The sequence below is a fragment of the Nocardioides sp. CPCC 206347 genome (assembly GCF_048654605.1).
GTDB lineage: Bacteria > Actinomycetota > Actinomycetes > Propionibacteriales > Nocardioidaceae > Nocardioides.
This window is the reverse complement of the sequence record NZ_JBMCYZ010000004.1, coordinates 71,949-85,640: the sequence shown is the minus strand read 5'-3', so window position 1 is coordinate 85,640 and position 13,692 is coordinate 71,949. Positions and strand designations below refer to the sequence as shown.

The following is a 13,692-nucleotide window of genomic DNA, read 5'->3' as shown; positions in this document are numbered from 1 at the left end:
GGTGGCTCCAGGCTCAGCGGAAGTCGATGAGGAGCATTCCGGAGTCGTCGTCGGCCGGCGGCTCGACCGCGGCGGCCATCGCCCCGACGGACACCGACTCGTCGTCGGACTGCTCGCCGGCCAGGGCCAGGGCGTCCGTCGTACCGCTCTCGGGACGGATCGTCTTCGGCTGGATGCCGACCACGGCGCGGAAGCACTCGGTGACGTAGGGCAGCTGCATGCCGTCCATGCCGCGGCCGAAGTCGTCGTAGAACGCGAGGACCTCGCGGATCCGCGACTCCTGGCCGGTGCGTTCGAGGGGCGCGACGTCGGCGAGCGAGCGGACCAGGTCCTGCACGGACGCGCGCTGGATGACCTGCCACTGCTTGAAGGACTTCTCGTCGACCGGGCCGAAGTACGGCGACCCGTCCAGCTCGTCGCCGATGCCGAGGCCGGCCACGTGGTGGCCGATCAGGTTGCCCAGCCGCTTGACCCACGGAATCCGCTCGTCGCGCAGGTTGCGCACGACTGCGAGCGAGCCGCCACGACGCAGGACGCGGGCGATCTCCGGCAGCGCCCGCTCATGGTCGAACCACTCGTAGGAGTTGCCGGCGATGACGAGGTCGAAGGTGGCGTCGGCGGCCGGGATCTCCTCGGCGCTGGTCTGCGACACCCGCAGCTCGGGGATCCGGTCGGCCAGGCGCTCCAGCATCCGCGGGTCGGGGTCGGTGGCGTGGACGTCGTGGCCCAGCGCGACGAGGTGCTCGGTCAGCTTGCCCGTGCCGGCACCGAGCTCGAGGATCGATCGCGGCTGCTCACCGGTCAACCACGCCACGGCCTCGCGCGGGTAGCCGGGCTGGCCGCGGTCGTAGGCCTCGACCACGTTCCCGAAGGAGAGTGCGGCCGTGGTGCGGGGAGTGGAGTCGGTAGCCATCAAGGCGAGGGTACGGCGGCAGGCCCGCCTCGTCGCGGAGGCACGCACAGGCTCCTGGATCCCATCCACCTTCCACCTCCGACGGCCTCTCCCTCTCCACCCTCCTAGGCTGCACCTCGTGACCACCGATCCCCACGCCTGGCTGGTTTCCCTCGAAGGCGTCCCCTCGGGCTTCACAGCCGCCCGCGACGGCGTCGACGTCGTCCTGCGCGACCGTGGCCTGCGCCGCACCAGCCCCGAGCTGACGGCCGAGTCGCTCCTGCGGGGAGCCCACGCCAGTGCCGTGCTCGAGGGGTCGACGTCGACGCTCGCCGAGGTGCGCGACGGCGCCGGTGACGAGATCGCGACGGTCGCCGTACGACTGGCCACCGAGCTGCTGTCGCTGATGCCGGTCCTGCGCCGCCAGCCGCTGCAGGCGCTGGCCCGGATGCACACGGTCGCGGCGCGCGGCATCCTGCCCGACGAGATGCTGGGACGTCCGCGCGACGACGAGGCGGCGTTGAAGCTGCGGGCGGTGGCCGAGCTGATCACCGCGCCCACCGAGGCACCCGCGCTGGCCGTGGCTGCCGTGGTGCACGCGTACCTCGTGTCCGCGGCGCCCTTCGGGTCGCACAACGGGATCGTCGCGCGGGCGACCGAACGGCTCCTGCTCGCGGTCAAGGGGGTCGACGAGAAGTCGTTGATGGTGCCTGAGGCCGCGCACCTGGCGCTGCGCGCGGAGTACGAGTCGAACCTGCGCGGCTGGGCGAGCGGTGGTCAGGCCGGCCGTCACGCGTGGCTGATCTACGCGACCGAGGCGTATGCCGCGGCGGCCGAGGCGAGCCCACTGGTGCGCGACGCGGAGTAGGACCGTCTCGAGAAGCGAAGCGGCGTTGGTCGAGGAGGTCGCGCAGCGACCGTCTCGAGACCCCTGAACATGCAGGTGACACCCGAGTCAACGAATGTCTCGGGTGTCACCGCGGACACGTGGTCCATTGGCTACCAGGCGTGCACCATTTCAGCTGCTCCGGAAGTGTTCCGGAATGCAAGCGCCCAATTAGGAAGGGTAGATCGCCGCGTGGGTACCGGGATCACGTGTTGTCTTTGGAGTTGTTGATGTCCTTTGTACGCCCCTTGGGGGGCACGTTCAAGGGGTTGTGTTTTGGGGCAACTCAGACAACTCTGGGGGGTTGGGACGGGTTTCTCGTGAGCGCGAGGTCAGGCGCTCAGCGCACGTCGACGCGCGCCCACCCACACCGCGGCACCGACCGCGACCACCCCACCGACAGCGAGTGCGGCGAGGGTCGGCTTGGGCGGCGGTAGGTGCAACCGGGACTGCAACGCGACCGGTCGGGTGAACGCCAGCACCGGCCAGCCGCGTGACGCGGCGACCTTCCGCAGCTCCTTGTCCGGGTTCACCGCATGCGGGTGGCCGACGATCTCGAGCATGGGTACGTCGGTGATCGAGTCGGAGTAGCCCCAGGAGTTCTCGAGGTCGTAGCCGACCTCCGCGGCGAGCTCGCGGATCGCGTTCGCCTTCTCCTCGGCGTAGGCGTAGTAGTCGATCTCGCCGGTGTAGCGGCCGTCCTCGACCTTGAGCCGCGTGGCGATGACGCGGTCGGCGCGGAGCAGCGCACCGATCGGTTCGACCACCTCGCTGCCGGACGTGGAGACGATGACGACGTCCCGGCCCGCGGCGTGGTGCTCCTCGATGAGGCGGACGGCTTCGTCGTACACGATCGGATCGACGATGTTGTGGAGCGTGTCGGCGACGATCTCGCGAACGGTGGCGACGTCCCAGCCGGCGGTCAGCTGCGACATGAACTGGCGCATCTTCTCGACCTGGTCGTGGTCGGCCCCGCCGATCATGAAGACGAACTGTGCGTAGGCCGAGCGGAGCACGGCGCGGCGCGAGATGAGGCCGCCGGCCTGGAAGGGCTTGCTGAAGGCCAGCACGCTCGACTTGGCGATGATCGTCTTGTCGAGGTCGAAGAAAGCCGCAGTGGGCGCCGTACCCGGAAGGGCCATGGCTCCATCGTAGGTCGCAGGGGTGTTCGAAATGTCCACTTCCCCTCCACAACACGCCCTCGGACCAGCCCGGTCCACAGGCCTGTGACGGCGTCGTGTGGCGGTGTCGGCGTGGGGCGAGAACCTCTGCATGTCCCGAACCCCACCCCTTTCCCGTACGACGCCCGCGCCCACCGTGGACGTCCCGCCCCTCCTGGTGACCGCCGATGAAGCCCTGCTCGCCGAGCTCCTGCCGCTCACCGCCGCGGCCGATGTGACCCCGACGATCGCGCGCGATCCGCTGGCCGCACTGACGACCTGGGGGAGGGCGCCGGTGGTCCTCGTCGGTCCGGACCTGGCCGAGGTCCTCGCCGGGCTCGGCCCCGAGAAGCGACCTCGCACCTACGTCGTCACCCTGCGCCACGCGCCGCACGAGCTGTATCGCACCGCGCTGACGCTCGGTGCCGAGCAGGTCATCGACGTGCACGGCTCGGCGGGCTGGCTGGTGGAGCTGCTGGCCGACCTCACCGAGCACCGCACCGATCGCGGCCGGGTCATCGGCGTCATCGGCGGCAGTGGTGGCGCGGGCGCGACCACCCTGGCCTGCGCCCTGGGCCAGTGGGCCGCCCGGTCCGGCCCCTCGGTGGTCATCGACTGCGACCCCCAGGGTCCCGGCCTCGACCGGATCCTGGGCGTCGAGCGACAGGACGGCTTCCGGTGGGATGCCCTGTGCCAGACCACGGGGCGCCTGTCCGCGCGCGCCCTGCGCGAGGCACTGCCCCGGCGCGGTGACCTCGGCGTCCTGTCCTGGTACGTCGACGGGCGGGTCCAGACGCTGCAGGCGTTCGCCGTGCGGGAGGCGCTGTCCGCCGCCCGCCGCGGGCACCGGATCGTCGTCGTCGACCTGCCGCGGTCGACCGATCCGCTGATCGACGAGGTCGCGTCACGGTGCGACGAGCTCCTGGTCGCGACCTCCGCCAGCGTGGTGGGGGTGGCGGGGGCTGCCCGGATGCGGGCCCGCTTCTCCGACCACGCGTCGCCCGGCGTCGTGCTCCGGGGTGAGGGGTTCGCGGCCGCCGACGTGCAACGGGCGGTGGGGTTGCCGGTCGTGGCGCAGATGCGGGACCAGCGTGGCCTGGGCGAAGCGGTCGACCTCGGGCTGGGACCGATGCGGTCGGCGCGCGGTCCGCTGGCGCGCGCGGTGGCGCGGATCCTCGGCGACGACGCACCCGTCGCTTCGGCCGAAGCGGCTGCGTCGTGATCGCCGATGACGTCACCGTGCTCGTCGAGGAGGTGCGCCGCCGGCTGGCCGCGGTGGAGGGCTCCCTCACGCCGCACCGCGTGGCCGATGCCCTGCGGGCCGCCGGCCGACCGGTCGGTGATGCGACGGTGCTCGCCGTCTACGAGGTGCTGCGCCGCGACGTCGTCGGTGCAGGTCCGCTGGATCCGTTGCTGCGCCTGCCCGGCGTGACCGACGTGCTGGTCAACGGACCCGGTCCCGTCCGGATCGACCGTGGCAGCGGGCTCGAGGAGACCGAGGTCGTGCTGGCGTCCGAGGAGGCGTGTCGGCGACTGGCCCAGCGGCTGGTGGCGACCGGCGGTCGCCGCATCGATGACGCCGCGCCGTACGCCGACGTCCGCCTGCCCGACGGCACCCGCTGCCACGCGGTGCTCGCGCCGCTTGCCCAACCCGGCACCGCGATCTCGTTGCGGATCCCGCGCCGCGGCGGTTTCACCCTCGACGAGCTGCGGGCGGCCGGGGCGCTGAGCGGCGAGGCCCACGATCTCGTTCGCCAGGTCATCGCGGCCCGGCTCGCCTTCCTGGTCAGTGGCGGCACCGGTACGGGCAAGACCACGCTGCTCGCGGCCCTGCTCGGCGCCGTCGATCCGGGCGAGCGGATCGTCATCGTCGAGGACGCCGCCGAGCTGCGGCCCGCGCACCCCCAGGTCGTCGGGCTGGAAGCACGGCCGGCCAACCTCGAGGGAGCCGGCGCCGTCGTACTCCGGGACCTGGTGCGGCAGGCGCTCCGGATGCGGCCCGACCGGCTCGTGGTCGGTGAGGTGCGCGATGCAGCCGTGGTCGACCTGCTGGCTGCGATGAACACCGGTCACGAGGGCGGCAGCGGCACCCTGCACGCGAACTCCGCGGCGGACGTGCCGGCGCGCGTCGAGGCTCTCGCCCTCACGGCCGGTCTCGGCCGGGCGGCGGCGCACAGCCAGTTCGCCTCGGCCGTCGACCTCGTCCTCCACGTGGTTCGCGATCGCCCCAGTGGCCGGCGCCGACTGGGCCAGATCGCGGTCCTGGTGCGGGATCCGGACGGTTGGGTCCGGACGGAGCCCGCCGTGACCTTCGCCGACGACGGCACCCTCACGTCCGGTCCGGGCTCACGTCGGCTGCTGGACCTGCTCGATCGGCGGTCCCCGCGATGAGCGCCCTGGTCGCCGTCGTGAGTACGACGCTCGCGGTCGCCCTCCTGCTGGCGGGCCTGCCGTCCACGACCGTCGAGCGTGGCGCGTCGCGAGGTGCACCGCGCTGGGTGGCCGGTGGCGTTGTGGCGCTGGGGGCGGTCGCGCTGCTGGCCGGATCGGCACGCCTGCTGGTGATCGCGGCCGTGGCGGCCGGGGTCACCGGGGGACTGGCCCGGCTCGTGGTCGGCCGCCGCGGCGAACGCCTCGCCGCGGCCACCCGGTCGCGGGTGATCGAGCTCTGCGACGCCGTCCAGGCCGAGCTCGCCGCCGGCCAGACCGCCGGTCTCGCACTGGAACGAGCGGCCGAGGAGTGGCCGGAGATCGCGCCCGTCGCCCGCGCTGCCGCGGCCGGGGGCGACGTACCCGTCGCGCTGCGCTCGCTCGCCGAACGGCCCGGAGCGGGTGCCCTGCGGGTGGTCGCGGCGGCGTGGCAGGTCGCCCACCGCACCGGCCACGGTCTCGCCGACACCCTGGGCCGCGTCGCCGACGACCTGCGCGCGACGGAGCAGACCCGCCGCGTCGTCGACGGCGAGCTGTCGTCGGCCCGGGCGACGGCACGCCTCCTCGCCGCGCTCCCGCTGCTGGCCCTCGCCATGGGCTCGGGCGCCGGGGCATCGCCGTGGCGCTTCCTGGTCGGCCATCCCGTCGGCCTCGCCTGCCTGGTCGGCGGCCTGGCCCTCGCCTACGCCGGCCTCGCCTGGATCGATGCCCTCGCCCGCGACATCGAACGCGCCGCCTGATGTACCTCCTGATCGCAGCGACGACCGCCCTGGCGGCAGCCCTGTTGATCCCACGAAGTGCGGCAGTTGGGGGTGCGAAGTGTGGGAAATGGGGGTCCGAGGTGCGGGAGTTCCTCCCCGCGCCCGATCGCGACGGCCTGCTGCGCCGCGGCCGCTGGGCCTGGGCGTCGATGGCGGGCCTGGGCGCCGGACTCGTCCTTGGCGGTCCGCTGGCGGTACCGGCCGGAACAGCCGTCGCCGCAGGTGTCTGGGTCGTGGCCGGGCGTCTCGAACCAGCCGAGGTCCGTCGCCGTCGGGAGGAGGTACGACGAGACCTGCCGCATGTCGTGACGCTGCTCGCCGCCGCCCTCCGCTCGGGCCTCGCGCCCGTCGACGCGATCGGGCTCGTCTCCCGGGCACTCCCCGGTGCCGCTGCCGATCGCCTTGTGCCGGTGTCGACGCGTCTCCAACTGGGTGGCGACGTCGTGCCGATCTGGGCAGCCCTGGCCGCCGATCCTGACCTGGGCGCGCTCGGGCGGACGATGGCCCGCGCACACCGCACCGGAGCGCCGGTGGTGGCAGCCGTCGAGCGGTTGGGTGACGACCTGGCCCGCCGCGGGCGGGCGGAGGTCGAGGACCGTGCACGGGCTGTCGGGGTCCGCGCCGCCGTGCCGCTGGGGTTGTGCCTGTTGCCGTCGTTCCTGCTGCTCGGCATCGTCCCGCTGGCCGTGTCACTGGCGTCGGTGATCGTCTGACCAGCCCCATCGGCCCCACCGCGGGACGGTTCAGCCCCGCGGTCCTGTGGACGACGAATCCCTGTCCACAGGCGGGCTCCGGGCCACGCCACGAGGTCGCCCTCTTCGCGCATCCTGCATCGACCGGCCGCATCGGGCGGCCGCGACGAGGGGAGACGAGATGGTGCAGGTCCACGACGAGCGGGGCGTGACGACAGCGGAGTACGCCGTCGCCACGGCTGCGGGCGCGGGATTCGCCGGCTTGCTCTACAAGATGCTCAGCGGCGGCTTCGGGAACAAGCTGATCAAGACCTTGTTCGACCATGTCCTCGGTCTGCTCGGTCTGCAGTGACCGGACGTTCCGGCCGCGGCCAGCGGGGCGCGGTGACCGCCGAGCTCGCGGTCGGGCTGCCGTTGTTGCTGGCGGTGACGGCCGGGCTGGTCTGGCTGCTGGCGGTCGGCGTCGGACAGGTCCGCACCGTCGATGCTGCGCGCGAGACGGCCCGGGCCCTGGCGCGCGGTGACGATCCGGGAGAGGCCCGAGCGCTGGGGGAGCGGATCGCACCCGCCGGTGTCCGCATCACCGTGGCGCGCGAGGGCGACCGGGTCGTCGTACGAGCGTCGGGGCGGGTGGACGGGCCCGGCGGGCTGTTCCGGGCGCTGCCGGGCGCGGTGCTCGAGGCCGAGGCGGTGGCGGTCACCGAGGAGTCGGGAGGAGGGGCGCCATGACGACGCGGAACCGGGATCAGCGCGGCGCCGCCACGGTCCTGGTCGTCGCGATGGCGGGCGTCCTCCTGCTGGTCGGAGCCGCGACCGGTGTGGTCGCCGCCCTCGTGGTGGCTCACCGGAAGGCGCAGGCAGCGGCCGACCTCGCCGTACTGGCCGGTGCGACCGCCCTGGCCGATCCGGTCCGCGCCCGCGACCCGTGCGGAGCAGCAGGTGAGGTGGCGGAGGCGAACGACGCCACCCTGCAGTCCTGTGTGGTCGAGGGACAGGACGTCCTCGTCGAGGTCACCGTCGCCGGCCCGCGCTGGCTGGGGCAGGACCGCGACCTGGTCGGTACGGCCCGCGCCGGCCCAGGGGGCGTCTAGGGAGAGGAGGACCTACTTGTCTTCGCGGCCCGACAGGTCGTCCTTGCGCCGCTCCAGCTCGACCTCATCGAGCTTCGAGGACAGCTCGGAGAGTCGCTTCTGCTCCTTGCGGCGCTTCCAGCCCTGCTTGGTGCCGGTCTTCATGAACCACAGCCCGCCGAGGATCAGCAGGCCGGCGATGAGGCCGATGAAGAAGATCGCCTCGGGCTGGACGTTGATGCCGAGGATCTCGGTCGTGTCGCGGGCGGGGTTCTTCTCGTCCCGGTCGTAGCCGATGCCGAAAAGACCAGAGAGCACCGCTGCCACACCGAGCAGGAGCAGGAGCAGACCGAAGATCACCATGAGCGGCACGCTACTCCGAGGATGCCGGGGCGTGCCGGAGCAACGCGTCCAGCAGCGCGACCGCGCCCGCCTTGTCGAGCGGGTCGTTGCCGTTGCCGCACTTCGGTGACTGCACGCAGGAGGGGCAGCCGGATGCGCATTCACACGCAGCGATGGTGGCCCGGGTCGCCCGCAGCCAGGCAGCAGCGGTGCGGTAGCCGCGCTCGGCGAAGCCCGCGCCGCCGGGGTGTCCGTCGTGCACGAACACCGTCAGCACACCGGTGTCGGGGTGCCGTGCGGTCGACACGCCACCGATGTCCCACCGGTCGCAGGTCGCGAACAGGGGGAGCAGTCCGATGGAGCAGTGCTCGGCGGCGTGCGCGGCGCCCGGCAGGTCCGCCGCCGCCACGCCGGTCGCTGCCGCCATCTCCGCCAGCACGGCGTCCGGAACCGTCCACCACACGGCCGTGGTCGAGAGCGTCCGGGCCGGCAGGTCCAGCAGGGTCTCATCGATGACCTCGCCGGTGCGCGCCCGCCGGCGGAGGTACGACGTCACCTGGTTGGTCACCTCGACGGTGCCGAGCGAGATCCGGCACGGCCCCCAGTCGGTGTGCTCGTGCTCGGCCGCGATCGTGATGTCGGTGATGTCCCGGGCCGACGTCGTGTGGTCGACCTCGACCCGCCGCATCGTGGCGACGTGGTCCTCGAGGTCGAGCTCCTCGACCAGCCAGGTCTCGCCGCGGTGCAGGTAGATCGCGCCGGTGTGGGCGGTGCCGTGGGCGCGTCCGCCGTCGACGGTGCCGACGACCCGCCCGGTCCCGGCCTCCATCAGCTGCACCTGCTGTCCGCCGGTGGAGCGGATGTCGGCGAGGTCCGCGGCGCGCGAGCTGTCGGTCCAGAACCAGCCGGGCGCGCGGCGCCGCAACAGCCCCTCCGCGACCAGCGACCCCAGCACCTCCCGCGTCCGCGGCCCGAACAGGTCGAAGTCCTCGATGGTCACCGGCAGCTCCTGCGCCGCCGCGCACAGGTGCGGCCCCAGGACGTACGGGTTGTCGGTGTCGAAGACCGTGCCCTCGACCGGACGCCCGAGCAAGGCCTCCGGGTGGTGGACGAGGTAGGTGTCCAGCGGGTCGTCGCGCGCGATCAGCATCCCCAGGGCGCCGCCGCCATCACGGCCCGCGCGACCCACCTGTTGCCAGAAGGCGGCCCGCGTGCCCGGATAGCCGGTGATCAGGACGGCATCCAGACCGCTCACGTCGATGCCGAGCTCGAGGGCATTCGTCGCGGCCATGCCGAGCAGCCGCCCGCTGCGCAGCGCTTCCTCGAGGGCACGCCGTTCCTCGGGGAGATAGCCGCCGCGGTACGAGTCGATGCGACCGACGAGGGACGGGTCGACCTCGGCCACGAGCTCGCCGGCGCGCCGGGCAACCGTCTCCACCCCGCGCCGGGATCGCACGAACGCCAACGTCCGCACGTCCTGGACGACCAGGTCCGCCAGCAGGTCGGCCGTCTCGGCAGTGGCCGGGCGGCGCACCGGCGCGCCGTGTTCACCCGTGTACGACGTCAGCGGCGGTTCCCACAGGCCCACGGCCAGCTCGCCGCGGGGTGATCCGTCATCGGTCACCGCCGTGACGTCGAGGCCGAGCATCCGGCGCGCGGTGACCTCGGGGTCGGCGACCGTGGCCGAGGCCAGGATGAAGACCGGCGAGGCGCCGTACGACGCACAGATCCGCCGCAGGCGCCGGACGATCTGCGCGACGTGCGCCCCGAACACGCCGCGGTAGTGATGGCACTCGTCGATGACGACGTACTCCAGCGACCGGAAGAACGGCGCCCATCGCGCATGCCCGGGCAGCAGCGAGCGATGCAGCATGTCGGGGTTGGTCAGGACGTACTCGGCGTGGTCGCGCGTCCACTCGCGCTCCTCGGTGGTGCTGTCGCCGTCGTGCGTCGCCACGCGGACGTCGAGCCCGAGCCCGCGGATCGCGGACCACTGGTCGTGGGCCAGTGCCTTGGTGGGCGCGAGGTAGAGCACCGATGCGCCGCGCTGCCCGCGCGGGCCCCGGGCTGCGCGGATCCGGGAGAGCGCCGGAAGGAGGTACGCCAGCGACTTCCCGGACGCCGTACCGGTCGCCACCACGACGTGCTCGCCCCGGTGCGCCGCCTCGGCGACCGCCACCTGGTGCGCCCAGGGTCGCGCCACCCCCTTCGCCGTGTACGACGCCACGACGGTCGGGTCCGCCCAGGTCGGCCAGTCGCCGCAGATGGCCGGGCGGGCCGGGACCTGCTCGAGATGTGTCAGCCGCTCGGCGCGCCCGGGACCGGCGGTCAGGCTGTCCATCAGGGCCACGGGATCGCGTCGCGCCGACCCGGAGCGGATCGGGGTGTCGGGCTGCGCGGTCATCTGACCAGTGTCGCAAGCGGGGCCGACATCGTCGCCCTCGCCTGCCGGAGGTTCTGTGGACTTCGTGCGCGGTCATGGCAGGCATGGTTTGATTGGGCGCAACTGCCAGACGTAGGAAATATCCCGGGGTGAGGGTCGTGAATCTGACACTGTCGACGCGCGAGGTCGGTGCGCGCACCGTCATTGCCGTGGGTGGCGAGATCGACGTCTACACCGCGCCCAAGCTCCGCGACACGATCACCGAGCTCGTGGCGGGTGGTACCTACCACCTGGTCGTCGACATGGAGGCCGTCGAGTTCCTCGACTCCACCGGTCTCGGCGTGCTCGTCGGCGGGTTGAAGAAGGTGCGTGCACACGACGGCTCGCTCGAGCTCGTCTGCAACGCAGATCGTCTCCTCAAGATCTTCAAGATCACCGGACTGGCGAAGGTCTTCGTCATCCACAGCTCCGCCGACGCCGCGCTGGCCTGACGCCGCGCGGCCTGACGCCGCGCTGCCCCCGCGCTGGACTACGCGCGACGACTCCGCGACGATCCCGTCCCGGCGGCGGATCACCTGTTTTGGCGAAACCTTTGTGACACGGGTCACACCCCTCCCCTTTTCCCTGCCGGAGTCTGCGTAGACTCCGGCACGTTCTATGACCTGGGTCACACGACCCGTACCTGAACTTCACCAGGAGGCACTCGAATGCCCCGTCCGTTCGTCGTAGATGTCGATGTGACCGGAGGCGATCTCGCCCTGGTGATCGGCGTCGCCGTGATCTCCCTCGGCTCCCTGGCCATGGCCGTCCTCTTCAGATCCGAAGTGCTCAAGGCAGGTGAGGGCACTCCGAACATGCAGCGGATCGCCCAGGCCGTGCAGGAGGGCGCGAACGCCTACCTGACCCGCCAGTTCCGCACCCTCGCGGTTTTCGCGGCCATCGCCTTCTTCGTGCTCCTCGCCCTGCCGGCCCACACGGCCGACGGTGCGACCGGACTGCAGTCGGAGTGGACGGTGCGGATCTTCCGCTCGGTCTTCTTCCTCGTCGGTGCCGGGTTCTCCGGAGCGGTCGGCTACCTCGGCATGTCGCTCGCCGTGCGTGCGAACCTGCGCGTGGCGGCGGCGGCCAACGAGCAGGGCCGGGACGTCGCGATGAACATCGGCTTCCGCACGGGTGCCTTCGTCGGCATGCTCACCGTCGGCCTGGGACTGCTCGGTGCCAGCGTCGTGGTTCTCGTCTTCAAGTCCACCGCACCCAACGTGCTGGAGGGCTTCGGCTTCGGTGCCGCGCTGCTCGCGATGTTCATGCGTGTCGGCGGTGGCATCTTCACCAAGGCCGCTGACGTCGGCGCCGACCTCGTCGGCAAGGTCGAGAAGAACATCCCCGAGGACGACCCGCGCAACGCCGCCACCATCGCGGACAACGTGGGTGACAACGTCGGCGACTGCGCTGGCATGGCCGCCGACCTCTTCGAGTCGTACGCCGTCACGCTGGTCGCCGCGCTGATCCTCGGTTCGCAGGCCTTCGGCGACAAGGGCCTCGTGTTCCCGCTGATCGTGCCCGCCATCGGCGCACTGTCCGCGATAGTGGGCGTCTACCTCACCCGGCCCCGCGCCGGCGAGAGCGGCCTGAAGACGATCAACCGGGCGTTCTACCTCTCCGCCGCCGTCGGCGCCGTGGCCAGCGCGGTCGCTGCGTTCGTCTACCTGCCGAGCAAGTGGAGCGAGCTCAACGGCAGCAGCGCGGGTCTCGGCGCGCTCAGCGCGGGCGACCTGCCCGATGTCAGCCCGCAGGTGTTCGCGGCGGGCGCCGTGGCCATCGGTGTCGTCCTCGCCGCTGCGATCCTCGCCCTGACCGGCTACTTCACCGGCACCGAGCACCGCCCGGTCAAGGACGTCGGCAAGACCTCGCTCACCGGCGCGGCCACCGTGATCCTCTCCGGCCTGTCGGTCGGCTTTGAGTCCGCCGTCTACACCGCGATCGTGATCGGTTCTGCCGTGTTCGGCGCCGCACTGCTCGCCGGTGGTTCGGGAGTCCTCGCGCTGTTCGCGGTGGCCCTGGCTGGTTGCGGTCTGCTCACCACGGTCGGCGTCATCGTCGCGATGGACACCTTCGGCCCGGTCTCCGACAACGCCCAGGGCATCGCCGAGATGTCGGGCGACGTCAGCGAGGACGGCGCGAAGATCCTCACCGAACTGGACGCCGTGGGCAACACGACCAAGGCGATCACCAAGGGCATCGCGATCGCGACCGCCGTTCTCGCCGCGAGCGCCCTGTTCGCGTCGTACGTCCAGTCGGCCTTCGACTCCCTGGCCGAGGCCACGGGCGTCGAGGACGGCACTGCGGACGCGGTTGCCCAGAGCTTCCTGGTGTTCGACGCCAAGCTCATCGTCGGCACCCTGCTCGGTGCTGCGGTCGTGTTCCTCTTCTCGGGCCTGGCCATCAACGCGGTCGGCCGCGCGGCCGGCGCCGTCGTGATGGAGGTACGCCGCCAGTTCCGCGACATCCCCGGGATCATGGAGGGGACGGCCCGGCCGGAGTACGGCAAGGTCGTCGACATCGTGACCCGCGACTCGCTGCGCGAGCTGGCCACCCCCGGCATCCTCGCGATCCTGGCTCCGGTCGCGGTCGGCTTCGGCCTCGGCGTCGGACCGCTCGCGGGCTTCCTGGTCGGTGCCATCGCGACCGGCACCCTGATGGCGGTCTTCCTCGCCAACTCGGGCGGTGCGTGGGACAACGCGAAGAAGCTGGTCGAGGACGGCAACCACGGTGGCAAGGGATCGCCGGCCCACGAGGCGACGATCATCGGTGACACCGTCGGTGACCCGTTCAAGGACACGGCCGGCCCGTCGATCAACCCGCTGCTCAAGGTGATGAACCTCGTGTCGCTGCTCATCGTCGGCGCGATCATCAGCCTGTCCTACGGCAACAGTGAGAACGACGTGGTCCGGATCCTCATCGCGGCGGCCGCCGCGTCGGGCATCTTCGCCGCCGTCTATGTCTCCAAGCAGCGGGTCTCGACGATCGGTGAGGAAGCACCGGCCGCGGTCGAGTCCGTCTGAACCCACCAGCCACC

The 13,692-nt window shown here is 72.0% G+C and carries 14 protein-coding genes; 10 read left to right on the top strand and 4 right to left on the bottom strand.

From position 1 onward, the window contains the following. Positions 1-13: 13 nt before the first annotated feature. On the bottom strand, positions 14-913 hold the full coding sequence (locus ACOACQ_RS14705) for a class I SAM-dependent methyltransferase (protein ID WP_378606586.1): 900 nt from the start codon (positions 911-913) through the stop codon (positions 14-16). Positions 914-1,031: 118 nt separating this feature from the next. On the opposite strand from ACOACQ_RS14705, the gene ACOACQ_RS14700 reads away from it, so the two are divergent. After that, positions 1,032-1,760 (top strand): oxidoreductase, encoded by a 729-nt coding sequence (locus tag ACOACQ_RS14700; RefSeq protein ID WP_420288613.1) that lies wholly within the window; start codon positions 1,032-1,034, stop codon positions 1,758-1,760. 350 nt (positions 1,761-2,110) lie between these two features. Here ACOACQ_RS14700 and ACOACQ_RS14695 read toward each other — a convergent pair whose 3' ends face one another. After that, entirely contained in the window at positions 2,111-2,920 is an 810-nt protein-coding gene (locus ACOACQ_RS14695; protein ID WP_378606592.1) for an HAD family hydrolase, read from the bottom strand. Positions 2,921-3,050: 130 nt separating this feature from the next. Between ACOACQ_RS14695 and ssd the strand changes: the two genes are divergently transcribed. The 7 genes from ssd (at position 3,051) to ACOACQ_RS14660 (ending at position 7,912) form a co-directional block, all read left to right on the top strand. Further along, on the top strand, positions 3,051-4,160 hold the full coding sequence (ssd, locus tag ACOACQ_RS14690; RefSeq protein WP_420288612.1) for a septum site-determining protein Ssd: 1,110 nt from the start codon (positions 3,051-3,053) through the stop codon (positions 4,158-4,160). After that, on the top strand, positions 4,157-5,329 hold the full coding sequence (locus ACOACQ_RS14685; RefSeq protein ID WP_420288611.1) for a TadA family conjugal transfer-associated ATPase: 1,173 nt from the start codon (positions 4,157-4,159) through the stop codon (positions 5,327-5,329). Before ssd ends, ACOACQ_RS14685 begins: the two co-directional genes overlap by 4 nt. Next, complete coding sequence (locus ACOACQ_RS14680) at positions 5,326-6,108, top strand: type II secretion system F family protein (RefSeq protein ID WP_420288610.1); 783 nt, start codon at positions 5,326-5,328, stop codon at positions 6,106-6,108. The genes ACOACQ_RS14685 and ACOACQ_RS14680 overlap by 4 nt, the downstream gene beginning before the upstream one ends. A gap of 101 nt (positions 6,109-6,209) precedes the next feature. Next, on the top strand, positions 6,210-6,842 hold the full coding sequence (locus ACOACQ_RS14675; RefSeq protein ID WP_378606607.1) for a type II secretion system F family protein: 633 nt from the start codon (positions 6,210-6,212) through the stop codon (positions 6,840-6,842). Between the two features lie 160 nt (positions 6,843-7,002). Further along, complete coding sequence (locus tag ACOACQ_RS14670) at positions 7,003-7,173, top strand: DUF4244 domain-containing protein (RefSeq protein ID WP_378606610.1); 171 nt, start codon at positions 7,003-7,005, stop codon at positions 7,171-7,173. After that, entirely contained in the window at positions 7,170-7,550 is a 381-nt protein-coding gene (locus ACOACQ_RS14665; protein ID WP_378606613.1) for a TadE family type IV pilus minor pilin, read from the top strand. The genes ACOACQ_RS14670 and ACOACQ_RS14665 overlap by 4 nt, the downstream gene beginning before the upstream one ends. Further along, positions 7,547-7,912 carry an Rv3654c family TadE-like protein gene (locus ACOACQ_RS14660; protein WP_420288609.1) on the top strand — a complete coding sequence of 122 codons (366 nt, stop codon included), beginning with the start codon at positions 7,547-7,549 and terminating at the stop codon, positions 7,910-7,912. Before ACOACQ_RS14665 ends, ACOACQ_RS14660 begins: the two co-directional genes overlap by 4 nt. 12 nt (positions 7,913-7,924) lie before the next feature. Here the strand turns inward: ACOACQ_RS14660 and ACOACQ_RS14655 are convergent, their stop codons facing one another. Further along, the gene (locus tag ACOACQ_RS14655) at positions 7,925-8,254 is read right to left on the bottom strand and encodes a hypothetical protein (RefSeq protein ID WP_420288608.1); all 330 of its coding nucleotides are present in this window, start codon (positions 8,252-8,254) and stop codon (positions 7,925-7,927) included. A 10-nt stretch (positions 8,255-8,264) separates the two neighbouring features. Next, complete coding sequence (locus ACOACQ_RS14650) at positions 8,265-10,637, bottom strand: DEAD/DEAH box helicase (RefSeq protein ID WP_420281373.1); 2,373 nt, start codon at positions 10,635-10,637, stop codon at positions 8,265-8,267. Positions 10,638-10,774: 137 nt separating this feature from the next. Between ACOACQ_RS14650 and ACOACQ_RS14645 the strand changes: the two genes are divergently transcribed. Further along, positions 10,775-11,107: an STAS domain-containing protein gene (locus tag ACOACQ_RS14645; RefSeq protein ID WP_056715253.1), complete on the top strand. Its 333-nt coding sequence runs from the start codon at positions 10,775-10,777 to the stop codon at positions 11,105-11,107. A gap of 216 nt (positions 11,108-11,323) precedes the next feature. Then, positions 11,324-13,678, top strand: coding sequence for a sodium-translocating pyrophosphatase (locus ACOACQ_RS14640; protein WP_378606623.1), 2,355 nt, complete (start codon positions 11,324-11,326; stop codon positions 13,676-13,678). Positions 13,679-13,692 lie beyond the last annotated feature (14 nt).

Excerpts from the sequence above, each read along its gene's own strand:
- ACOACQ_RS14660 (WP_420288609.1), top strand. The coding sequence starts at position 7,547 with ATGACGACGCGGAACCGGGATCAGCGCGGCGCCGCCACGGTCCTGGTC.
- ACOACQ_RS14640 (WP_378606623.1), top strand. The coding sequence starts at position 11,324 with ATGCCCCGTCCGTTCGTCGTAGATGTCGATGTGACCGGAGGCGATCTC.
- ACOACQ_RS14680 (WP_420288610.1), top strand. The coding sequence starts at position 5,326 with ATGAGCGCCCTGGTCGCCGTCGTGAGTACGACGCTCGCGGTCGCCCTC.
- ACOACQ_RS14655 (WP_420288608.1), bottom strand. The coding sequence starts at position 8,254 with ATGGTGATCTTCGGTCTGCTCCTGCTCCTGCTCGGTGTGGCAGCGGTG.
- ACOACQ_RS14650 (WP_420281373.1), bottom strand. The coding sequence starts at position 10,637 with ATGACCGCGCAGCCCGACACCCCGATCCGCTCCGGGTCGGCGCGACGC.
- ACOACQ_RS14695 (WP_378606592.1), bottom strand. The coding sequence starts at position 2,920 with ATGGCCCTTCCGGGTACGGCGCCCACTGCGGCTTTCTTCGACCTCGAC.
- ACOACQ_RS14705 (WP_378606586.1), bottom strand. The coding sequence starts at position 913 with ATGGCTACCGACTCCACTCCCCGCACCACGGCCGCACTCTCCTTCGGG.
- ssd (WP_420288612.1), top strand. The coding sequence starts at position 3,051 with ATGTCCCGAACCCCACCCCTTTCCCGTACGACGCCCGCGCCCACCGTG.
- ACOACQ_RS14670 (WP_378606610.1), top strand. The coding sequence starts at position 7,003 with ATGGTGCAGGTCCACGACGAGCGGGGCGTGACGACAGCGGAGTACGCC.